Source organism: Azospirillum endophyticum, assembly GCF_016595245.1.
In the GTDB taxonomy this organism is placed as follows: domain Bacteria; phylum Pseudomonadota; class Alphaproteobacteria; order Azospirillales; family Azospirillaceae; genus Azospirillum; species Azospirillum endophyticum.
The window spans coordinates 159712-179721 of the sequence record NZ_JAENHM010000030.1; the positions used below are offsets into that span (position 1 = coordinate 159712).

The following is a 20010-nucleotide window of genomic DNA, read 5'->3' on the forward strand; positions in this document are numbered from 1 at the left end:
CCCATGGTCTTGTGTATAAGTGCGCCACGTTTATCTTCCGGGAGATTCACACATGGCGCGCGACACCAAAATCCGCGAAGCCCTGACCTTCGACGACGTGCTGCTGGTTCCGGCCGAAAGCTCGGTCCTGCCGAACGACGTGGACACCCGGACGAGACTGACGAAGACCATCGAGCTCGGCATTCCGCTGATGTCGTCGGCGATGGACACGGTGACCGAAAGCCGTCTCGCCATTGCCATGGCCCAGGCCGGCGGCATCGGCGTCGTCCACCGCAACCTGACCATCGAACAGCAGGCCGAAGAGGTCCGCAAGGTCAAACGGTACGAATCGGGCATGGTGGTCAACCCGATCACCATCACCCCCGACGCGACGCTGGCCGACGCGCTGGAGCTGATGTCCTACCACAAGATCTCCGGCATCCCGGTGGTCGAGAGCCGTGATGCGCGCGGCAGCGGCAAGCTGGTCGGCATGCTGACCAACCGCGACGTCCGCTTCGCCGACGACCCGCGCCAGCCGGTCAGCGAGCTGATGACCAAGGAGCTGGTCACGGTGCGCGAGGGCGTCAGCCAGGACGAGGGCAAGCGCCTGCTGCACCAGCACCGCATCGAGAAGCTGCTGGTGGTGGACGAGGATTACCGCTGCATCGGCCTTCTCACCGTCAAGGACATCGAGAAGGCCCAGGCCTATCCCAACGCCTGCAAGGACGGCAAGGGTCGCCTGCGCGTCGCTGCCGCCACCGGCACCGGCACCGACGGCCTGGCCCGGGCCGAGGCCCTGTTCGATGCCGGCGTCGACGTTCTGGTGGTCGACACCGCCCATGGCCATTCGCTGAAGGTGCTGGAGCAGGTCCGCGCCGCCCGCGCCCTGTCCAGCTACACCCAGGTCATCGCCGGCAACGTCGCCACCGCGGAAGCGGCCAAGGCGCTGATCGACGCCGGCGTGGACGCCGTCAAGGTCGGCATCGGCCCCGGCTCCATCTGCACCACCCGCATCATCGCCGGTGTCGGCGTGCCGCAGCTGACCGCCGTCATGGACGTGGTCGACGAGTGCGAGAAGCACGGGATTCCGGTGATCGCCGACGGCGGCATCAAGTATTCGGGCGATCTGGCCAAGGCGATCGCCGGCGGCGCCAGCGTCGCCATGCTGGGCAGCCTGTTCGCCGGCACCGACGAGAGCCCGGGCGAAGTCATCCTGTTCCAGGGCCGCTCCTACAAGAGCTATCGCGGCATGGGCTCGGTCGGCGCCATGGCGCGCGGTTCGGCGGACCGCTACTTCCAGCAGGAGGTTTCGACCATGAAGCTGGTGCCTGAAGGCGTCGAAGGTCGCGTTCCCTACAAGGGTCCGGTCTCGGCGGTCATCCACCAGCTGGTCGGCGGCCTGCGCGCGGCCATGGGCTACACCGGCAGCGCTTCCATCGCCGAAATGCGCGAGAAGTGCCAGTTCGTCCGCATCACCAACGCGGGCCTGCGCGAAAGCCACGTCCACGACATCACCATCACCAACGAGTCGCCGAACTACCGTCAGGGTTGAGAGGGATTGGAGAGCTTCTTGGGGGTAATTGTCGGCTGACGATGCCCCCACCTTAATCCTCCCCCGCTGGGCGGGGGAGGAGACTGGTGCTTGTTCGGGGAGAGATGCGGCAGTCCCTCCCCCGCCCAGCGGGGGAGGATAGGTGGGGGTCTAATTCGCCACCAGCTTCCAAGGCTGCCACCCGCCCAGCCGCACGCCGACGGCGAGGCTGGTGAAGGGAATCCGCAGTTCGATGTCCCGCGGCTGGAAGAAGGTCAGCCGTTCCGGTTCGCCCCGCTCGTCGAATTCCAGCCGGGCCCCCTTGGGCTCGGGCGCATATTCGTCGCTCATCACCTGCCAGACTTCCAGGTCGCCACCATGGTTGGTAATCTTGTACTGGCCGCAGCGCCAGGTCGCCGATTCGCCGACGCTGCCCTCCACCACCTTCTTGTCGCCCTCCATCCGCACATCACCGATCCCGGCCGCCTCGCCCTTCATCGACGGACCCTGCCGTTCGGCGCGGAAGCCCAGCCGCAGCCAGGCGGAGCGGCTGTGCGGGATCAGCCGGCGCACGGCGCGCGCGTCGTCCGCCGCGAAATGATCGGGGTCGTCGTAGAGGATGCGGTCCAGCGCGGCGGCGACGATCATGCGGTCGTCGATGCGCAGGTCCGGAGGATAGGCTTTGCTCATCAGGCCGACGGACTCCGAAGGGTGTGCCCACACTATATAGGGACTTTCGGCGACCACCACAGGATGCCGCCGCCCGATGCGGGCCCTGCTCCGACAGACTCCCGAAACCCGGCTTCAGGCGCTATCCTGCGCGGCCCTTCTCCGGAAGATCCCGATTCGTCACGAGACGCGCCATGCAGGACCTGTTCGACACGCCGCCCGATCCCCGCAGCATCGCCGCCGATGCCCTGACGCCGGACCAGGCCGCGGCGGAACTGGCGGCCCTGGCCGCCGAAATCGCCCATCATGACCGCCTCTATCACCAGCAAGACCAGCCGGAGGTCTCCGACGCGGACTACGACGCGCTGGTCCGCCGCAACCTCGCCATCGAGGCGCGCTTTCCCGACTTGCGCCGTGCCGACTCGCCCAGCCTGCGCGTCGGTGCCGCCCCGGCTGCGGGCTTCGGCAAGGTCCGCCATGCCATTCCGATGCTGTCGCTGGGCAATGCCTTCGCCGCTGAGGACGTTGCCGAGTTCGATGCCCGCGTTCGCCGCTTCCTCGGCCTGCCCGACGATGCTCCGCTGACCTTCGTGGCGGAACCGAAGATCGACGGCCTGTCCTGTTCGCTCCGCTACGAGCGCGGCGAACTGGTGCTGGCCGCCACCCGCGGCGATGGGGCGGAGGGCGAGAACGTCACCGCCAATGTGCGCACCATCCGCGACGTGCCGCACCGCCTGCCGGCCCCCTTCCCCGAGGTGCTGGAGGTCCGCGGCGAGGTCTATATGAGCCGCGACGACTTCCTGGCGATGAATGCCGCCCGCGCAGAGAAGGGAGAGCCGCTGTTCGCCAACCCGCGCAACGCCGCTGCCGGCAGCCTGCGCCAACTCGATCCGACGATCACCGCCGGCCGGCCGCTCTGTTTCTTCGGCTATGCGCTGGGCGAGCTGTCGGAGCCGATCGCCGAAACCCAATGGGGCGTCCGCGAGCGGCTGAAGGGCTGGGGGTTCCAGTTGAACCGCCCGGCGGAGCTGTGCGACGGCCGGGACAAGCTGCTGGCCTACTACGAGGGCATCGGCCGCCGCCGCGCCTCGCTTCCCTTCGACATCGACGGCGTCGTCTACAAGGTCGACAGCCTGGATCTGCAGCAGCGGCTGGGCTTCGTCAGCCGGGCGCCGCGCTGGGCGATCGCCCACAAATTCCCGGCGGAGCAGGCGCAGACCCGGCTGAAGGCGATCACCATCCAGGTCGGCCGCACCGGCGCGCTGACGCCCGTCGCCGAGTTGGAGGACATCACCGTCGGCGGGGTCGTGGTCAGCCGCGCCACCCTGCACAACGAGGACGAGATCGCCCGCAAGGACATCCGCGTCGGCGACCTCGTGGTGGTCCAGCGTGCCGGCGACGTCATTCCGCAGGTGGTCGAGGTCGTGCTGTCCCAGCGCCCCGCCGACTCCGCCCCCTATGTTGCGCCGGAGACCTGCCCGGTCTGCGGCAGCCTTGCCATCCGGGAGGCCGGGGAGGTGGTGCGCCGCTGCACCGGCGGCCTGATCTGCGCCGCCCAGGCGAAGGAGCGGCTGCGCCATTTCGTTTCCCGCGACGCCTTCGACATCGAAGGTCTGGGCGAGAAGATCATCGAGGAATTCTGGGACGAGGGCTTCATCAAGTCGCCGGTCGACATCTTCACCCTGAAGGGCCGCGTCGAGCTGGTCGGCCGGCCGGGCTGGAAGGAGAAGTCGGTCGAGAACCTGTTCAAGGCGATCGAACAGCGCCGCAACGGCATAGAGCTGCACCGGGTGATCTACGCGCTTGGAATCCGTCATGTCGGCGAGGTGACGGCGAAGTCGCTGGCCCGCCAATACAGGACGATGCAGGGATGGGTCGACGGCATGCGGGCGGCGGAGCAGGCGATGCCCGGTCAGGAATGGCGCGACCTGCACGCGTTGAGCGGTGTGGGCCCGGTCACCGCCGACACCATCCTTGCTTGGTTCTCCGACCCGGAGAGCGGCTCCAAGCTGGACTTCTATGTCGGCGGCGACTCGCTGCGGCTGGAGACCGTCATCGCTTCGCTCGGCATCAAGCGGCTGAACACGCGCGCCGCCCAGGCGCTGGCCGCCCGCTACGGCACCCTCGCCGATTGGCGGGTGGCGATGGAGCGCGCGGTGGCGCAGGCGCCGCGGCAGGCTTGGCTCGATCTCGTCGCTACGCCGGATGTCGGCGAGGTGGCGGCGGAAGAACTGGCCGGCTTCTTCGCCGAGGAGCGCAATCGCCTCATCGTCGAGGAACTGGCCGAACGGCTGACCGTGCTGGAGGCCGAGATGCCGAAGGCTGGCAACTCCCCCATCGCCGGCAAGACCGTGGTCTTCACCGGCACGCTGGAGCGGATGACCCGGTCGGAAGCCAAGGCCCGGGCCGAATCGCTGGGTGCCAAGGTGGCGGGTTCCGTTTCCGGCAAGACCGACTATCTGGTCGCCGGGGCCGATGCCGGCAGCAAGGCGGCCAAGGCCAAGGATCTGGGGGTCGAGATCCTGACCGAGGATGAATGGCTGGCCAAGATCGGCGGTTGACCGAATCCCGCGATCGGGTGCCGGAGCCCGCAGGCGCCAAAATGTCGCATCCTCGTTCACCCGGATTGACGGGCAGCGATCGGGAGGGTGAGATCAGACAACGCTTATAGACAAAAGCGAAACGATGCCAGGCAGGCGGCCCGGCCCGGAATGGGGGCGGTGCCGACGGGTGGTCAACGCCCGCACCCGCCTGTCTGGCGGTCAACGAAGGGGAACGAAGGAAACGCCATGGAGCCAATTCAATGGTCGCGCTGGATGAGCGTGGGCAACGACTCGCTGGACGAGGATCACCGAGTCCTGATCGCCATCGTCAACAGGCTGTATGATGAGGCCGGCCGTCAGGACCCCGCCCTGATCGAAGCCATCCTGGACGAACTGATCGCCTACACCCGCCACCATTTCGCGGAGGAGGAGGCGCAGATGTTGCGGCTGAACTATCCGACCTTCGCCGCGCACAAGGCCCTGCATGACAGGCTGACGCAGCAGGTCGAGGCCTATCGCGCCGATTTCCGCGCCAACGGCGGTGGCATCAGTGGTGAAGAGGTGTTCCTGTTCTGCTCCGACTGGCTGGGCAAACACATTCTGAGGGAAGACACCCGTTTCGGTGAATATGCCGGCAGCGAAGCGACATTGGCGATGACAGGGACCCAGGTAGTGACGGAGTAGGGCGAAGGCTCCGTCTTCCCGGCCGGTAGAGGAGCGCTCCGCAGTCTCTGGAAGCTTCGTCTAAAGGAAATTTACTAAAATGCTGAAATAACTGGAAACCTGAGAAACGCTCCGAATCCGTGTGATGTGCCCGCCCGGAAGGGGAGGGCATCTCATCTTTTCGCATGAGCGGGTGTGTCGGCAGGGGAGGGGGGAGCGCGAAAAGAAAAGCCCTCCCCGGTGGGGGAGGGCAGGGGAAAACCCAATCGAGAACGGACGCGGGCGAAAAAGCTGCTGGTCAGGCGACCGCCAACTGCTCCAGCATCCGGCGCGCCATCGGCAGCGATACCGCCGTCTCGTAGCGCCAAGCGCTGCGGTCGGCGAACAGTGCACGCAGCAGCTGGTTGTTCAGCGCGTGGCCGGAGCGCACGCCGTGGAAATGCCCGACGATCGGCGCGCCGGCCAGATACAAGTCGCCGACGGCGTCAAGGATCTTGTGGCGCACGAACTCGTCCTTGAAGCGCAGGCCTTCGGTGTTCATCACCGTGTCGCCGGAGATGACCACGGCGTTGTCCAGCGAACCGCCGCGGGCGAGACCCATCTTGCGCAGCCCCTCGACCTCATGCAGGAAGCCGAAGGTGCGGGCGCGGCTGATCTCGTCCTTGAAGCTGTCCGGATCGATCTCCAGGGCACGGGCCTGACGGGAGATGGCGGCGCTGTCGAAGTCGATCTCGAAGCTGTAGCTGGTGGCGTCGTCGGGCGTGAAGGACGCGCTCTTGACGCCGTCGCCGATGGCGACCGGCTTCAGGATGCGGATGAAGCGGCGGGGCGACTTCTGCACGGCGATGCCGGCCTGTTCGATGGCGGCGACGAAGGGAGCGGCGCTGCCGTCCATGATCGGCACCTCGATGCCGTCCAGCGACACGATGGCGTTGTCGATGCCGCAGCCGGCCAGCGCCGACATCAGATGCTCGATCGTGCCGACGGTGCTGCCATGCTCGTTGCCGATCACGGTGCACAGGCGGGTATCCACCACCGTGTCCCAGCGCGCCGGGATGACGGCCGCAGCCCCACGGAGATCGGTGCGCAGGAAGGTGATCCCGGAATTCGCATCGGCCGGCGAAATCGTCAACGTGACGATGACGCCCGAATGCAGCCCGACGCCGGCGATGGTCACCGACTTCTTCAGGGTCTGCTGGAACATGCCGTCCGCGTTGCTGCGATTGTTGGCCACGATGTCTTTTCCATCTTGGTCGTGAAGGAGAGGTTTCCGGCGATGCCGCGCCGCGTGATCTTGGGAGATCACCACGTCGGCGGCTTTCGCTTTCGACCATGCTGATAGGTAACACCCGGTCTCGGAAATCGGCAAATCACTCATTGTTACCGTTTGTTGCAGGGCAAAAGTGGTGGGCTACGCAAGCAATCAGTTGGGTTTCTCATGGGGTCGCAAACAAAAAATCCCCGGCGACGCATGACGGCGTCACCGGGGTCCGAAAAGTTCGGTCAGGTTGTGGAGCCGCCGGCGCCGCGATTGGAGGCTGCGGCGTCGACGGTTATCTCCGGCTTTCGCCGGGATCGGCCAGCCGCCGTGACGAACACGGCGGCCGAGTTCAGTTCACGTCCGGCCGGCCCGTCCGCTCAGTTGGCCTGCCGGCGCAGGAAGGCGGGGATGTCCAGCTCTTCCTGCTCGCCCGGCTTGGCATCGACCCGCGGGGCCGGAGCCTGCGCCTGAGGGGCGGGGTAGCCCGGAGCCTGCTGCGGAGCGGCCTGCTGCGGCGGGTAGACCGGCTGCTGCGGAGCCGCCGGGTATTGCTGGCCCGCCGGGTAGCCCTGGTGGGGCGCCTGCGGCTGTTGCGGATAGGCCGGCTGCTGCTGCGGGTAGCCCTGGGGCGCCGGCTGATAGGCCTGCTGCGGGGCCTGCTGCGGCTGGTAGGCCTGGGGGGCCTGCTGCGGCGCATGCTGGGGCGCCGGCGGGTGCGCCGGCTCGGACTTGCGGCCGAGGCCGGTCACCAGGCCGAACAGGAAGTTGCCCTTGCGGGCCGGAGCCGGTTCCGGCGCGGGAGCCGGGGCCGGGCCGACGGACAGGCCGCCGGGATGCTGCTGATGGGCCTGCGGGGCGGCGTGATGGTGCTGCGGCGCTGCCATCGGGGCCGGCTGCTGCTGCGGCTGGTGCTGCGGGTGCTGGGGCTGCTGATGGCCCTGCATCTGCGGCGCCTGGGGGGCGTGCTGTTGCGGGGCATGCTGCTGCGGGGACGACAGCGGGGCGGCGCCGACGGTCACCGGCTGGCGCGGGCCGGCATCGGCCGGCTTCGGCGCGAAGAAGTGGCCGCCCTGGTTCTCGCCATGCAGCGGGCCGGTGGCCGGCTTGGGCATTTCCGGCTGCTGGTGGGTCGGCTGGAGCTGGGCCGGGTCGTGCTGGATGGCGGCGGCACCGGCGGTGACCGGCTGCGGCGTGCGTAGGCCGGCGGCGGCGCTGGGGATCGCCGAGCCCTGGGGGGCCGCGGCGCCGGTCAGGTTGCCGGGAAGGGCCGGCTTCTTGGCGCGGTCGCCGGGGACCAGCGACAGGTTGACCGGATGCAGGGTGCGCGGGTTGCTCATCGCCGCGGCGTCGATGCCGGTGGCGACGACCGACACGCGCATCACGCCGTCCAGCGAGCTGTCGAAGGTCGAGCCGAAGATGATGTTGGCGTCGGGATCGACCTCGTCGCGGACGCGGTTGGCCGCCTCGTCGACCTCGAACAGGGTCATGTCGTAGCCGCCGGTGATGTTGATGAGGACGCCGCGGGCCCCCTTCATCGACACGTCGTCCAGCAGCGGGTTGGAGATGGCGGCTTCGGCGGCCTCGATGGCGCGGCGTTCGCCGCCGGCCTCGCCGGTGCCCATCATCGCCTTGCCCATCTCGGTCATCACCGACCGGATGTCGGCAAAATCCAGGTTGATCAGGCCGGGCATCACCATCAGGTCGGTGACGCCGCGCACGCCCGAATGCAGAACGTCGTCGGCCATCTTGAAGGCGTCCGCGAAGGTCGTCTTCTCGTTGGCGATGCGGAACAGGTTCTGGTTCGGGATGATGATCAGGGTGTCGACATACTGCTGCAGTTCGGCGATGCCGCCTTCCGCCAGCCGCATGCGGTGGCCGCCCTCGAAATGGAAGGGCTTGGTCACGACGCCGACGGTCAGGATGCCGCGCTCGCGGGCCGCGCGCGCGATGACCGGGGCGGCGCCGGTGCCGGTGCCGCCGCCCATGCCGGCGGTGATGAACACCATGTTGGAGCCTTCGAGATACTGGACGATCTCGTCGATCTGCTCCTCGGCCGAGGCCCGGCCGACATCCGGCTTGGAGCCGGCGCCCAGACCGCGGGTGGTGCCGGTGCCGAGCTGGATGCGCTTCTCGCACAAGGAACCCTTCAGCGCCTGCGCGTCGGTGTTGCCGACGACGAAGTCCACGCCTTCCAGGTTCGACTTGATCATGTTGTTGACGGCGTTGCCGCCGGCGCCGCCGACGCCGAACACGGTGATGCGCGGCTTCAATTCGGGTTCGATTTGGGGAATGGTCACGTTGATCATGTTTTCAGGCCTCCACAACCTGTTTTCGTTGGGTTTGATGTTCGATGAGCCGCGACCGGCGCCCGGTTGTGTCCGGTGTCTGTCCGATCGGGAATCGGTGGATGGCGGCGGGGAGGATCATTACAGATTCTCCCGCAGCCACAGGCCGACGCGGCCGAGGAGCCCGGTGGACGCGACCGCCTCTTGGCCGGTCACCATCAGCTCCGTCGGATTGCGGACGGCATGTAGGAGAAGGCCCGCCACCGTCGCGAAGGCCGGTCCGCCATGCGCCTCGTTGAGGCCGGCGATCCGGGTGGGACGGGCGATACGGACCTGCTTGTCCAGGATGGGGGCCGCCATGTCGCGCGTGTTGGGCAACTGGCTGGCGCCGCCGGTCAGCACGACGCGCCGGCCGACCAGCTGGGAATGGCCCGACTGCTCGATGGCGCTGCGCACCTCTTCGAAGATCTCTTCCATCCGCGCCTGGATGATGCTGACCAGGAAGGAGCGCGGATGGCTGGCGCTGCCGCTGCCGCTGCGCTCGTCCTCGCCGATCTGCGGCACCTCGATCATCTCGCGCTCGTCGGCCGGGTTCACCCGGGCGCTGCCGTAGAGCACTTTCAGCCGTTCGGCATGGGCCAGCGGCGTGGCCAGCCCATGGGCGATGTCGTTGGTGACATGCCTGCCGCCGAGCGGCACAAAGCCGGTCCATACCAGGTTGCCTTCGGCGAAGATCGAGATGGTGGTGCCGCCGCCGCCGATGTCGACGCAGGCCGCCCCCATCTCCATCTCGTCCTCGACCAGGCAGGCGAGGCCGGAGGCGAAGGGGCTGACCACGATGGACTCGATGTTCAGGTGGCAGCGGGCGATGCAGGCGTGCAGCGTGCGGATGGCGCCGGCCGCGGCGGTGACGACATGCAGCTGGGCGCCCAGCGCATGGCCGCTCATTCCCTTGGGGTCGCGGATGCCGCGGCTGCCGTCGAGCGTGAAGCCCAGCGGGATGGTGTGGATCAGCGCCTGGTCCGGACCGGCCTGCAGGGTGCGGGCATGGGCCATGGCGCGGCGGATGTCGCCCTCCGTCACCTCCTGGCCGGAGACCGGGACGGTCGCGGTGAAGGCATGGGAACGCGGGTGGCCCATCGACAGGTTGACGACGACGTCATGCACCGTCTCGCCGGCCATCTGTTCGGCGGCATGCACGGCGGCACCGATCGAGGTCTCCGCCGCCTCCATGTCGATGATGGTGCCGGCGCGGATTCCCGTGGCGATCTGGTGGCCGACGCCGATCACGCGGAGGGAGCCGGGCTCCTCCATCCGCGCGATGACGCAGCACACCTTCGTCGAGCCGACGTCGAGCGCCGTGACGATCCCGCCACGGGTCGGCCGCTTCGGCTTCTTGGCGCCGTTGAATCCCATACCGAACATGCCCCCCAAGACTTTTCCTCTGCTCCCGTCCGCCGGCAGCGGGCGCTTCCCCAAAAGCGCCTGCCGGCTGCCGGCCTTACGATTTCTTGCCGTTCTTCTTCTTCGTGTCGTCGTCCCAGCCCGGAAGCTGGGCGGTGGCGGAGGTCTGGATCGCGGCCTTGTCGGGCAGGCGCAGGTCGATGGCGACGATGTCGCGGTCCAGCACATGGCTGGCCGTGTGCATCTGCTCCAGTTGGCGCAGCGCACGGCGCATCTCGGCCGCGCCTTCCGGCAACTTCACCGTCACGCCGTTGCCGAGCTGCAGGTTCCAGCGGCGGTCGCTGATCCAGCTGGCCGAGGACAGCATCGGCGCGATGGTCGGGGCGCCGTCCAGCGCCGACAACAGGGTGTGGACCTGCTGCGGGGCGTTGGCGCCGATCACCTGCGGCAGCGTATCGATCCGCTGGTTGCCGCGGCGCGCCAATTCCGCCGCATCGGCCAGCGGGCGGCCGGCGCGGTCGATCACGGTGAACTGGCGGTCATGCTGCCAGATCGCCATCGGCTGGCGTTCGGACAGGCGGATATAGAGGAAGCCGGGCAACCGCCGCTCGATCGAGGCCGACGACACCCAGGGCAGCTCTTCCAGCCTCTGCTTGGCATCGGCGAGGTCGATGGACAGGATCGGCTCGCCCCGGCGCACGCCCAGCGCGTCGAGCACGGCGTCGCGTTCCGTCTCGCTGCGGCCGACCACCAGGATTTCCGACAGGCGGAAGCCCAGGTCGCCGGTCGTCCGGATGACGCTGTCCCGCGCCGCTTCCAGTGTGTCGGCCAGGTTGCCGCGCTTCCAGGCCGAGCCGGCGGCGGCGGTCAGCCCCAGCACCGGCACCAGCAGCAGCGCCGCCTTGACGGCGGAGCGGGTCCAGCGCGGCCAGGCGCGGCGCCGCTTGCCCTTCTCCGCCGACGCGGCCATGGCGCGCGGCGGGGTCGGCATCTCGTCCCGGGCGCGCGCGCCGGCGGCGGCGCGGAAATCCGGGTTGGCCATCAGGCGAGCTGACATGCGGCGTTCTCCACGAGCCAGCCGACCAGCGCGCCGTAGGTGATCCCCACATGCGCGGCCTGTTCGGGCACCAGCGACAGGGGCGTCATGCCCGGCTGGTTGTTGATCTCCAGGAAGTACAGGCCGTCGGTTCCCGGCCGGCCGTCATCCCAGCGGAAGTCGCTGCGCGACACGCCCCGGCAGCCCAGGGTGTGGTGCGCCAGCACCGCCACCCGCTTCGCCTCCTCCGCCACGGCCTCGGGGACCGCGGCGGGGATGGTGTGAACGGCGTGGCCGGCGCTGTATTTCGCGGTGTAGTCGTAGACCTGAGCCTGAAAGACGATCTCGGTCACCGCCAAAGCACGGTCACCCATGACGCCCACGGTCAGCTCGCGACCGGGGATGAACTCCTCGACCAGCACGCGTTCGCCGAAAGTCCCTCCGAACGAACCATCGTCGCCGACCGGGCTGTTCTGCCCCTCGCGGACCAGGGTTACGCCAACGGTCGAGCCTTCGTCCACAGGCTTGACGATATAGGGCGCCGGCATTGGGTGGGTACCGCCGGTGATCTCTCCGCGGGACAGCACCATTCCTTTGGGGGAACGAATGCCCACGGTCTCCAGGACCCGCTTGGTCATCGCCTTGTCCATGGCGATGGCGGCGGCCTGGACGCCCGAATGGGTGTAGGGCAGGCCGAGGAACTCCAGCACGCCCTGGATGGTCCCGTCCTCGCCGCCGCGGCCGTGCAGGGCGTTGAACACCACGTCGGGGCGCGGGCTGGCCAGGGCCTGCATCAGCCCGCCCAGGTCGCGCTGCACGTCGATGGCGGTGACCCGGTAGCCTTCCTCTTCCAGCGCCTTGGCGACGCCGGCCCCGCTGACCAGCGACACCTCGCGCTCGGCCGACCAGCCGCCCATCAGGACGGCGACATGCTTCTTGCGGGCGTGGAGCAGGGCTTCGGTCATGCGTGGCCTCCGTCGGCCATATCTCCCTCTCCCCCCCGGGGAGAGGGTTGGGGTGAGGGGGAACCGTCGGCCGGAGCGTCCGGCTGGCGCCGAACCCCCTCATCCCGACCTTCTCCCCGGGGGGGAGAAGGGGAAAATTCCACGCCGATGCGCTTGATTTCCCACTCCAGCGTCACGCCGCTGGCCTCGAACACGCGGCGGCGGACCTCCTCGCCCAGCGCTTCGAGCTGGGCGGCGGTGGCCGTGCCGTTGTTGATCAGGAAGTTGCAGTGCTTTTCCGACACCTGGGCGTCGCCGATCGACAAACCGCGGCAGCCGGCCTTGTCGATCAACTCCCAGGCCTTGTGACCGCCAGAGATTTCGGGGGCCGGGTTCTTGAAGGTCGAGCCGCCGGTGCGCGAGCGGACCGGCTGGCTGTCGGCGCGCTTGTCGGAGATCTCCGCCATGCGCCGCGCGATCTCCAGCGGGTTGCCGGGCTCGCCGCGCAGGACGGCACCGGTGAAGATGCAATCCTCCGGTGCGGCGCTGTGGCGGTAGGTGAAGCCCATGCCGGCATGGCTGAACTCCAGCCGCCGGCCGTCGCGCGCGACGGCGGTGGCCGACACCAGCACGTCGGCAAGCTCGCGGCCATAGGCGCCGCCGTTCATGCGCAGGGCGCCGCCGATGGTGCCGGGGATGCCGGAAAGGAATTCCACTCCGGCGATGCCGGCGTCGCGGGCGACCATGGCGACATTGAGGTCGAGCGCCGCGGCGCCCGCCGCCAGGAGCATCCCGTCGGCAGCGATGTCGGTGAAGCCGCGGCCGAGCCGGATGGTGACGCCCGGCACGCCGCCGTCCCGTACCAGCAGGTTGGAGGCGACGCCGATCACCGTCACCGGCACCTCGGCCGGCAATGCCGCCAGGAAGGCCGCCAGATCGTCGGCATCGGCCGGGCGGAACATCACCTCGGCCGGGCCGCCGACGCGGAACCACGTCACCGGCGCCAGCGGGGCGTCGGCGGTCAGCCGGCCGCGCACGGCAGGCATCCGCTCCATCAGATGGCCGCTGGGCAGATGGCCGTTGGGCAGATGGCCGTCAGCCGGACCCATGCGCGACACCGCCGTCATCGCGTCGCGCCGTACAGGGCGGTCAGCTCGCCCGGCAGGGCGTTCGCCCATTGGGTGATGTTGCCGGCGCCCAGGCAGACGACGAAGTCGCCGGGCCGCGCCATCTCGCGCACCACCTGCGCCAGCTCCTGCTGGTTGTGCAGGGCGACGACGTGGCGGTGGCCGTGCATGCGCAGGCCCTCGACCAGGCTGTCGCGGCTGACGCCCTCGATCGGGGCCTCGCCGGCGGCATAGACGTCGGCGACGATCACGGCGTCGGCGTCGTTGAAGCAGGTGCAGAATTCCTCGAACAGGGCGGCGAGGCGGGAGTAGCGGTGCGGCTGGACCACGGCGATGGTGCGGCCGGTGCCGGCGGTGCGCGCGGCCTTCAGAACCGCGGCGATCTCCACCGGGTGGTGGCCGTAATCGTCGATGACGGTGACGCCGTTGGCTTCGCCGGTCTTGGTGAAGCGGCGCTTCACCCCCTGGAACTTGGCCATGCTGTCGCGCATCACCACGTCGGGCAGGCCCATCTCGTTGCCGACCGCGAAGCAGGCCAGCGAGTTCTGGACGTTGTGCGGCCCGTACATCGGCAGGCGCACGCCGGCGATGGCGCGGCTCTCGCCGGTGTGGCGGTCATAGATCAGCACGTCGTATTTGGCGCCGTCGGGACCCAGCTCCACGTTCACCGCGCGGATGTCGGCCTGCGGCGAGAAGCCGTAGGTGACGATGCGGCGGTCCGACACGCGCGGGATCATCGCCTGCACTTCGGGATGGTCGATGCAGAGGGCCGCGAAGCCGTAGAAGGGGATGTTCTGGACGAAGCTGTCGAAGGCGGCCCGGGCGTTGTCGAAGGTGCCGTAGAAGTCCAGATGTTCCGGATCCATGTTGGTGACGACGGCGATGCAGGCCGGCAGCTTGACGAAGGTGCCGTCGCTCTCGTCCGCCTCCACCACCATCCAGTCGCCGGTGCCGAGCCGGGTGTTGGAGCCGTAGGCGTTGATGATGCCGCCGTTGATGACCGTCGGGTCGAGGTTGGCGTGCTCCAGCATGTGGCCGACCATCGAGGTGGTCGTGGTCTTGCCATGGGTGCCGCCGATGGCGATCGCCCATTTCAGCCGCATCAGCTCGCCCAGCATCTCGGCGCGGCGGACCACCGGCACCAGGGCTGCGCGGGCGGCCACGACTTCCGGATTGTCGCGCTTGACGGCGGAGGAGATGACGACCACCGCGGCCCCGGCGATGTTCTCGGCCCGGTGGCCGACGAACACCGTGATGCCCAATTCGCGCAGGCGCTTGACGTTGGCGTTCTCGGCGAGGTCGGAGCCCTGGACGGTATAGCCCAGGTTCCGCAGCACCTCGGCGATGCCGCTCATGCCGATGCCGCCGATGCCGACGAAGTGGATGGTGCCGATCGAGAGGGGGAGGGCGCGCATGTCAGGCTTACTTTCCGCGGCGAAGCATCAGGCGAAGGGTGGCGTCGACCGCTCCGTCGGAGAGGTCGTCGGGGAGGGGTTGCGATCCGTGGATCACCGACAGGCGGTCGCGCAGGAAACCGCCTTCGGCCAGGAAGCGCGGCACCAGCGGACAGCCCGGACGGTTGTACCAGCCCCCCTCGGTCCGAGTCATGTCCGCCGGCCAGTCCTGCAGCGGACGCAGCGTCGGTCGGGTCAGGTTCCGCATGGCTTTGATCATTCCGCGGCCCCCTTGGCGCTGGCGCCGGCGGCGGACCGCCGGGCGTGGTGGGATCGGTCGTGGTCGGTCAAGGTCGGATCGGTCTTGCCGGAATCGGCATGGGCGGAACGGGCGCCGCCGCCCAGCATCGCCAGCACGGCGTCGGCCAGCGCGGTGGCGGCGTCGGCGGTGCCCCACTCTTGCGCGGCCCGTGCCGTGGCGGCGAGCGCCTGCGGGTCGGCCAGTAGGGCGGACAGCCGCCCGGCGAGCGCCTCGGCGGTGAAGGAGGGCTGCGGCACCAGCCAGGCGGCGCCGGCCTCCGCCAGATGGCGGGCGTTGGCGGTCTGGTGGTCGTCGGTGGCGTGCGGGTAGGGCACCAGGATCGCCGGCCGGCCGACGCAGGTCAGCTCGGCGATGGTGGAGGCGCCGGCGCGGGTGACGGCGAGATGGCAGGCGGCCAGCCGGTCCGGCACGTCGCGGAAGAAGGTCTGCAGTTCCAGCCGGGCGAGCCCCAGCGGCTCCAGCGCGTCGCGGGCGGCCTCCAGGTCTTCCGGGCGGCACTGCTGCGCCAGATGGATGCGGGCGCGCATCCCGTCCGGCAGCAAGGCCAGCGCGGCGGGAATCACCTCGGAGAAGATGCGGGCGCCCTGGCTGCCGCCTATGACCAGCAGGCGGATGGGGCCGGCGGCACCGGGTGCCTCGTAGGGGCTCGGGCGGCGGGCGGCGACTGCCGGACGGACCGGGTTGCCGGTGCGGACGATCTTGGCGCGCTGCGCCTCGCCCAGCTTCTCGATGTCGGGGAAGGCGACGGCGATGCGGCGGGCCCCGGCGATCAGCATCCGGTTGGCGCGGCCCAGCACGGCGTTCTGTTCGTGCAGCAGGGCCGGCAGCTTGGACTGGATGGCGGCGTAGACGGTGGGGACGGACGGGTAGCCGCCGAAGCCGACCACCGCGGCGGGGTCGAGCCGGCGCATCAGCGCCCGCGCCTCCAGCAGGCCCAGCCCCATCTGCAGGGCAGCCTTCAGCTTGCCGCCGATGCCGGCACCGGGGGAGGCGGCGCGGATGCGGTGGACCGGCACCTCCGGCAGGTTTTCACCGAAGGCATGGCCGCGCTTGTCGGTGACCAGCGTCACGGCGCGGCCGCGGGCCAGCAGCTCGCGCGCCAGCGCCTCGGCCGGGAACATGTGTCCGCCGGTGCCGCCGGCGGCCAGCACGATCACCTTGCTGGCGCTCGTATCCAGGGTCGTCGCGCCCAAATCCGTCGGCCTCCTCATTCCAGGGGGCCGAAGCGCTTGCGTGTCAAAGCCAGAACCATACCCATGCCGAACCCGAGAGCGAGCAGCGAGGAGCCGCCGTAGGAGATGAAGGGCAGGGTCATGCCCTTGGTCGGCATGAGATGCAAGGACGAACCCATGTTGATCGCCGCCTGAAGACCGAACTGGATCAGAAGGCCGGCGGCGGCCAGCAGGACGAAGTAGTTGTTGTCGTTGAAGACCCGGGCGAACCCGCGCAGAACGACAAAGGCGAACAGCACCACCAATCCCAGGCAGAAGATCAGTCCCAGTTCTTCGCCTGCGACCGCGAAGATGAAGTCGGCGTGGCTGTCGGGCAGATAGAACTTCACCGTGCCCTGGCCGGGGCCGGTGCCCATCAGCCCGCCGTTGGCGAAGGCCTCCAGCGAGCGGTTGACCTGATAGTTGTCGCCGGCATGGGGGTCGAGGAAGCGGTTGATGCGGCTGGTGACATGCGGCAGCGTGTAGTAGGCGCCGACCAGCCCGACGACGCCGAGCCCGCCGAGCCCCATCACCAGAACGAGGTTCAACCCGGCCAGGAAGAATTGGGTGAACCAGACGGCGGACACGACGAAGGTCATGCCCAGGTCGGGCTGCAGGATCAGGCCGACCATGGTGATGCCGTAGAGCGCCATCGACACCAGCGCGCCGGGGAAGCCGGGATTGGTGCGCGACAGCGAGAACAGCCAGGCCGCGACCACCGCGAAGGCGGGCTTCACGAACTCCGACGGCTGGATCGACAGGCCGGGAATATGGATCCAGCGGCGGGCGCCCTTGATCTCCACGCCCACCACCAGCGTCGCGTAGACCAGCGCCACCGAGATCAGGAACACGCCCAACGCCACTCGCCGCACGCCGCGCGGGCTGAGCAGCGAGACGCCGATCATGATGGCGATCGCCGGGATCAGCATCATCACATGGCGTTCGACGAAGTAGAAGGTGTCCTGGATGCCGATGCGCTCCGCCACCGGCGGGCTGGCCGCGGTGATCAGGACGGTGCCGAGGAACATCAGCAGGGCGACGGCGCCGAGCTGCCAGCGGTCGACGGTCCACCACCAGCGGCCGAAGATCGATTGGTCGGTACGGTCGAAGGTGATCATGCGACGTCCCCGCTGGTGCCGTCTCCGGCGCTCTCATGCGCCGCGATGATGTTCGCGACATAGGCCGCGAAGGCTTCGCCGCGCTTCTCGAAATTGGCAAACTGGTCCCACGACGCGCAAGCTGGGGACAACAGCACGCAGGCGCCGTCCAGCCGCTCCGCCAGCGCCAGCCCGGCCGCCTTCGCGGTCGCGACGTCCAGCGTTCCGCAGCGGGTGAAGGCGACGCCCTGCGCATCGAGCCACGCGGCGAACTGGTCCTGCGCCTCGCCGATCAGGAAGGCGTGGCGGACGCGGTCCATATAGCCCTCCAGGCCGTTCAGCCCGGTGTCCTTGGCCTGTCCGCCGAGGATCCAGTAGATCGGGTCGAAGGTCGCCAGCGCCTTTTCGGTGGCGTCGGCATTGGTCGCCTTGCTGTCGTTGACGAAGCGCACGCCCTCCAGCATGCCGACCAGCTGCTGCCGGTGGGCAAGCCCGGGAAAGGTCGCCATCGCCGCGACGATGGCCGGCGCCGGCAGGCCGGCGGCCTTGCAGGTGGCGAAGGCGGCGGCGGCGTTCTGCCAGTTGTGGACGCCCAGCAGGCTGGGCAGCGCCGACAGGTCCGCCACGCGCACCGCCTCGCCGTCGGTGTCGTCCACCAGCCAGCCGTCGGCGGCATAGACGCCGCCGGCGACCGGCCCCCGGGCGGAGATCGGCCAGATGCGCTGGTCGCCGGCGGCGACGAGGTCGGCGTGGATCTTGCGGCAATGCTCGTCGTCCACCCCGATCACCGCGGTGCGCGGCCAGGTCTGGCGGTGGAAGATCAGTGTCTTGGCGGCGATGTAGCCCGCCATCCCGCCATGGCGGGCGAGATGGTCGGGCGTGATGTTGAGCAGGACCGCGATGTCGAAGGTGATGGAGTGGGTCAGCTCCAGCTGGTAGCTCGACATCTCCAGCACGCAGGTGCCGCCGGACCCGATCGGATCGAAGGTCAGCACCGGCGTGCCGAGGTTGCCGCCGACGGCGGGCTTGCGCCCGGCGGCGGCCAGGACGTGGCCGATCAGGGTGGTGGTGGTCGATTTGCCGTTGGTGCCGGTGATGCCGATGAAGGCGCAGTCGCGCTCCGCCCGGCCCAGCAGCTCGACGTCGCAGATCAGCTCGATCCCCATCGCCCGGGCGCGCTCGGCCACCGGGTGCGGCTTGGGGTATGTGTGGGGGATGCCGGGCGACCAGACGATGGTGGTCAGATCCGACAGGTCGGCGGTGGCGAGATCGACCGCTTGGAAGCCCTCGGCCTCGGCCGCGGCGCGGGAGGCGGGGTTGTCGTCCCACACCCGCACCTCCGCCCCGCTGTCGCGGAGCGCGCGGGCGGTGGCGAGGCCGGACTTGCCCAGCCCCATCACCGCGACCGGCAGTTCCTGCATGTAGAACAGGTCGATCATCGCCGGCCCCCTCAGCGCAGCTTCAGCGTGGACAGGCCGACCAGCGCCAGGATCGAGGCGATGATCCAGAAGCGGATCACCACCGTCGGTTCGGCCCAGCCCTTCTTCTCGAAGTGATGGTGCAGCGGCGCCATGCGGAACACCCGCTTGCCGGTCAGCTTGAAGGAGGCGACCTGCACGATCACCGACACCGTCTCCAGCACGAACAGGCCGCCGATGATGGCCAGCACGATCTCGTGCTTGGTGACTACGCTGACGGCGCCGAGCGCACCGCCCAGCGACAGCGACCCGGTGTCGCCCATGAACACCATCGCCGGCGGCGCGTTGTACCAGAGGAAGCCGATGCCGGCGCCGACCAGCGCCCCGCAGAAGACGGTCAGTTCGCCGGATCCCGGCACATGGTGGATCTGCAGGTAGTTCGCGAAGATCGCGTTGCCGGACAGGTAGGAGATCAGCGCGAAGCAGCCGGCGGCGATCATCGTCGGCACGATGGCGAGGCCGTCCAGCCCGTCGGTCAGGTTCACCGAGTTCGACGCGCCCACCATGATGAAGGCGCCGAAGGGCACGAAGAACCAGGAAAGCTGGACCAGGAAGTCCTTGACGAAGGGCACTGCCACGCCGCCCGACAGCGGCGGGGCCGACACCCACATGATCAGCGCCGAGGCGACCAGCCCGATGGTGATCTCCCAGCCCAGCCGGAAGCGGCCCGAAAGCCCCTTGGTATTGCGCTTGGTCAGCTTCAGGTAATCGTCGCCGAAGCCGATCAGGCCGTAGCCGATGGTCACCAGCAGCACGATCCAGATGTAGGCATTGGTCACGTCGGCCCACAGCAGGGTGCTGACCGTCATGGCGATCAGGATCATCAGGCCGCCCATGGTGGGCGTGCCCTTCTTCTTGAAATGGCTCTCCGGGCCGTCGGCGCGGATGGGCTGCCCTTCGCCCTGCTTGCGCTTCAGCCAGGCGATCAGGCGCGGAAAGAAGACGAAGCTGATGACGAGCGAGGTCAGCACGGCGCCGCCGGTCCGGAAGGTCAGGTACCGGAACAGGTTGAACGGCGTGAAGACGTCGGCCAGACCGAAGAGGAGGTTGTAGAGCATTTGGGTCC

15 protein-coding genes and 1 pseudogene are annotated in these 20010 nt (G+C 68.9%); 3 read left to right on the plus strand and 13 right to left on the minus strand.

Annotated elements, in window-relative coordinates; translation table 11 throughout:
• Nucleotides 1-52: 52 nt before the first annotated feature.
• Nucleotides 53-1531 carry an IMP dehydrogenase gene (guaB, locus tag JHL17_RS10205; protein WP_200192675.1) on the plus strand — a complete coding sequence of 493 codons (1479 nt, stop codon included), beginning with the start codon at nt 53-55 and terminating at the stop codon, nt 1529-1531.
• Between the two features lie 150 nt (nt 1532-1681).
• Here guaB and JHL17_RS10210 read toward each other — a convergent pair whose 3' ends face one another.
• Nucleotides 1682-2200 (minus strand): hypothetical protein, encoded by a 519-nt coding sequence (locus JHL17_RS10210; protein WP_200192677.1) that lies wholly within the window; start codon nt 2198-2200, stop codon nt 1682-1684.
• A gap of 173 nt (nt 2201-2373) precedes the next feature.
• Between JHL17_RS10210 and ligA the strand changes: the two genes are divergently transcribed.
• Together ligA and JHL17_RS10220 are read left to right on the plus strand one after the other, a co-directional pair.
• Nucleotides 2374-4740, plus strand: coding sequence for an NAD-dependent DNA ligase LigA (gene ligA / locus JHL17_RS10215; protein WP_200192679.1), 2367 nt, complete (start codon nt 2374-2376; stop codon nt 4738-4740).
• A 228-nt stretch (nt 4741-4968) separates the two neighbouring features.
• Entirely contained in the window at nt 4969-5406 is a 438-nt protein-coding gene (locus JHL17_RS10220; RefSeq protein ID WP_200192681.1) for a bacteriohemerythrin, read from the plus strand.
• A 277-nt stretch (nt 5407-5683) separates the two neighbouring features.
• On the opposite strand, the gene lpxC is transcribed toward JHL17_RS10220, so the two are convergent.
• The 12 genes and pseudogenes from lpxC to mraY form a co-directional block, all read right to left on the minus strand.
• A complete protein-coding gene (gene lpxC / locus JHL17_RS10225) occupies nt 5684-6619 on the minus strand; it encodes a UDP-3-O-acyl-N-acetylglucosamine deacetylase (RefSeq protein WP_345773778.1) in 936 nt (311 codons plus the stop codon).
• A gap of 404 nt (nt 6620-7023) precedes the next feature.
• Entirely contained in the window at nt 7024-8952 is a 1929-nt protein-coding gene (gene ftsZ, locus JHL17_RS10230) for a cell division protein FtsZ (protein WP_200192683.1), read from the minus strand.
• A 120-nt stretch (nt 8953-9072) separates the two neighbouring features.
• Nucleotides 9073-10347 carry a cell division protein FtsA gene (gene ftsA / locus JHL17_RS10235; RefSeq protein WP_200193157.1) on the minus strand — a complete coding sequence of 425 codons (1275 nt, stop codon included), beginning with the start codon at nt 10345-10347 and terminating at the stop codon, nt 9073-9075.
• 85 nt (nt 10348-10432) lie between these two features.
• Nucleotides 10433-11392, minus strand: coding sequence for a cell division protein FtsQ/DivIB (locus JHL17_RS10240; RefSeq protein WP_200192685.1), 960 nt, complete (start codon nt 11390-11392; stop codon nt 10433-10435).
• On the minus strand, nt 11377-12336 hold the full coding sequence (locus JHL17_RS10245) for a D-alanine--D-alanine ligase (RefSeq protein WP_200192687.1): 960 nt from the start codon (nt 12334-12336) through the stop codon (nt 11377-11379). Before JHL17_RS10245 ends, JHL17_RS10240 begins: the two co-directional genes overlap by 16 nt.
• Before the next feature lie 140 nt (nt 12337-12476).
• Nucleotides 12477-13424, minus strand: a pseudogene (gene murB / locus JHL17_RS10250) (UDP-N-acetylmuramate dehydrogenase); the annotation flags it as partial.
• A 14-nt stretch (nt 13425-13438) separates the two neighbouring features.
• A complete protein-coding gene (murC, locus tag JHL17_RS10255) occupies nt 13439-14857 on the minus strand; it encodes a UDP-N-acetylmuramate--L-alanine ligase (RefSeq protein ID WP_200192689.1) in 1419 nt (472 codons plus the stop codon).
• Nucleotides 14858-14864: 7 nt separating this feature from the next.
• Nucleotides 14865-15116, minus strand: coding sequence for a hypothetical protein (locus tag JHL17_RS10260; protein WP_200192691.1), 252 nt, complete (start codon nt 15114-15116; stop codon nt 14865-14867).
• A complete protein-coding gene (gene murG, locus JHL17_RS10265; RefSeq protein WP_200192693.1) occupies nt 15113-16369 on the minus strand; it encodes an undecaprenyldiphospho-muramoylpentapeptide beta-N-acetylglucosaminyltransferase in 1257 nt (418 codons plus the stop codon). The genes JHL17_RS10260 and murG overlap by 4 nt, the downstream gene beginning before the upstream one ends.
• Complete coding sequence (locus JHL17_RS10270; protein ID WP_200192695.1) at nt 16366-17487, minus strand: FtsW/RodA/SpoVE family cell cycle protein; 1122 nt, start codon at nt 17485-17487, stop codon at nt 16366-16368. The genes murG and JHL17_RS10270 overlap by 4 nt, the downstream gene beginning before the upstream one ends.
• Complete coding sequence (gene murD, locus JHL17_RS10275; RefSeq protein WP_200192697.1) at nt 17484-18905, minus strand: UDP-N-acetylmuramoyl-L-alanine--D-glutamate ligase; 1422 nt, start codon at nt 18903-18905, stop codon at nt 17484-17486. The genes JHL17_RS10270 and murD overlap by 4 nt, the downstream gene beginning before the upstream one ends.
• Nucleotides 18906-18916: 11 nt before the next feature.
• Nucleotides 18917-20002, minus strand: coding sequence for a phospho-N-acetylmuramoyl-pentapeptide-transferase (gene mraY, locus JHL17_RS10280; protein WP_200192699.1), 1086 nt, complete (start codon nt 20000-20002; stop codon nt 18917-18919).
• Nucleotides 20003-20010 lie beyond the last annotated feature (8 nt).

Bases quoted from the DNA above. Each gene is read 5' to 3' on its own strand.
- mraY (WP_200192699.1), bottom strand. From the start codon at position 20,002: ATGCTCTACAACCTCCTCTTCGGTCTGGCCGACGTCTTCACGCCGTTC.
- murC (WP_200192689.1), bottom strand. From the start codon at position 14,857: ATGCGCGCCCTCCCCCTCTCGATCGGCACCATCCACTTCGTCGGCATC.
- JHL17_RS10260 (WP_200192691.1), bottom strand. From the start codon at position 15,116: ATGATCAAAGCCATGCGGAACCTGACCCGACCGACGCTGCGTCCGCTG.
- murG (WP_200192693.1), bottom strand. From the start codon at position 16,369: ATGAGGAGGCCGACGGATTTGGGCGCGACGACCCTGGATACGAGCGCC.
- ftsA (WP_200193157.1), bottom strand. From the start codon at position 10,347: ATGGGATTCAACGGCGCCAAGAAGCCGAAGCGGCCGACCCGTGGCGGG.
- JHL17_RS10210 (WP_200192677.1), bottom strand. From the start codon at position 2,200: ATGAGCAAAGCCTATCCTCCGGACCTGCGCATCGACGACCGCATGATC.
- JHL17_RS10270 (WP_200192695.1), bottom strand. From the start codon at position 17,487: ATGATCACCTTCGACCGTACCGACCAATCGATCTTCGGCCGCTGGTGG.
- JHL17_RS10240 (WP_200192685.1), bottom strand. From the start codon at position 11,392: ATGTCAGCTCGCCTGATGGCCAACCCGGATTTCCGCGCCGCCGCCGGC.
- ligA (WP_200192679.1), top strand. From the start codon at position 2,374: ATGCAGGACCTGTTCGACACGCCGCCCGATCCCCGCAGCATCGCCGCC.
- murD (WP_200192697.1), bottom strand. From the start codon at position 18,905: ATGATCGACCTGTTCTACATGCAGGAACTGCCGGTCGCGGTGATGGGG.
- ftsZ (WP_200192683.1), bottom strand. From the start codon at position 8,952: ATGATCAACGTGACCATTCCCCAAATCGAACCCGAATTGAAGCCGCGC.
- guaB (WP_200192675.1), top strand. From the start codon at position 53: ATGGCGCGCGACACCAAAATCCGCGAAGCCCTGACCTTCGACGACGTG.
- JHL17_RS10220 (WP_200192681.1), top strand. From the start codon at position 4,969: ATGGAGCCAATTCAATGGTCGCGCTGGATGAGCGTGGGCAACGACTCG.
- JHL17_RS10245 (WP_200192687.1), bottom strand. From the start codon at position 12,336: ATGACCGAAGCCCTGCTCCACGCCCGCAAGAAGCATGTCGCCGTCCTG.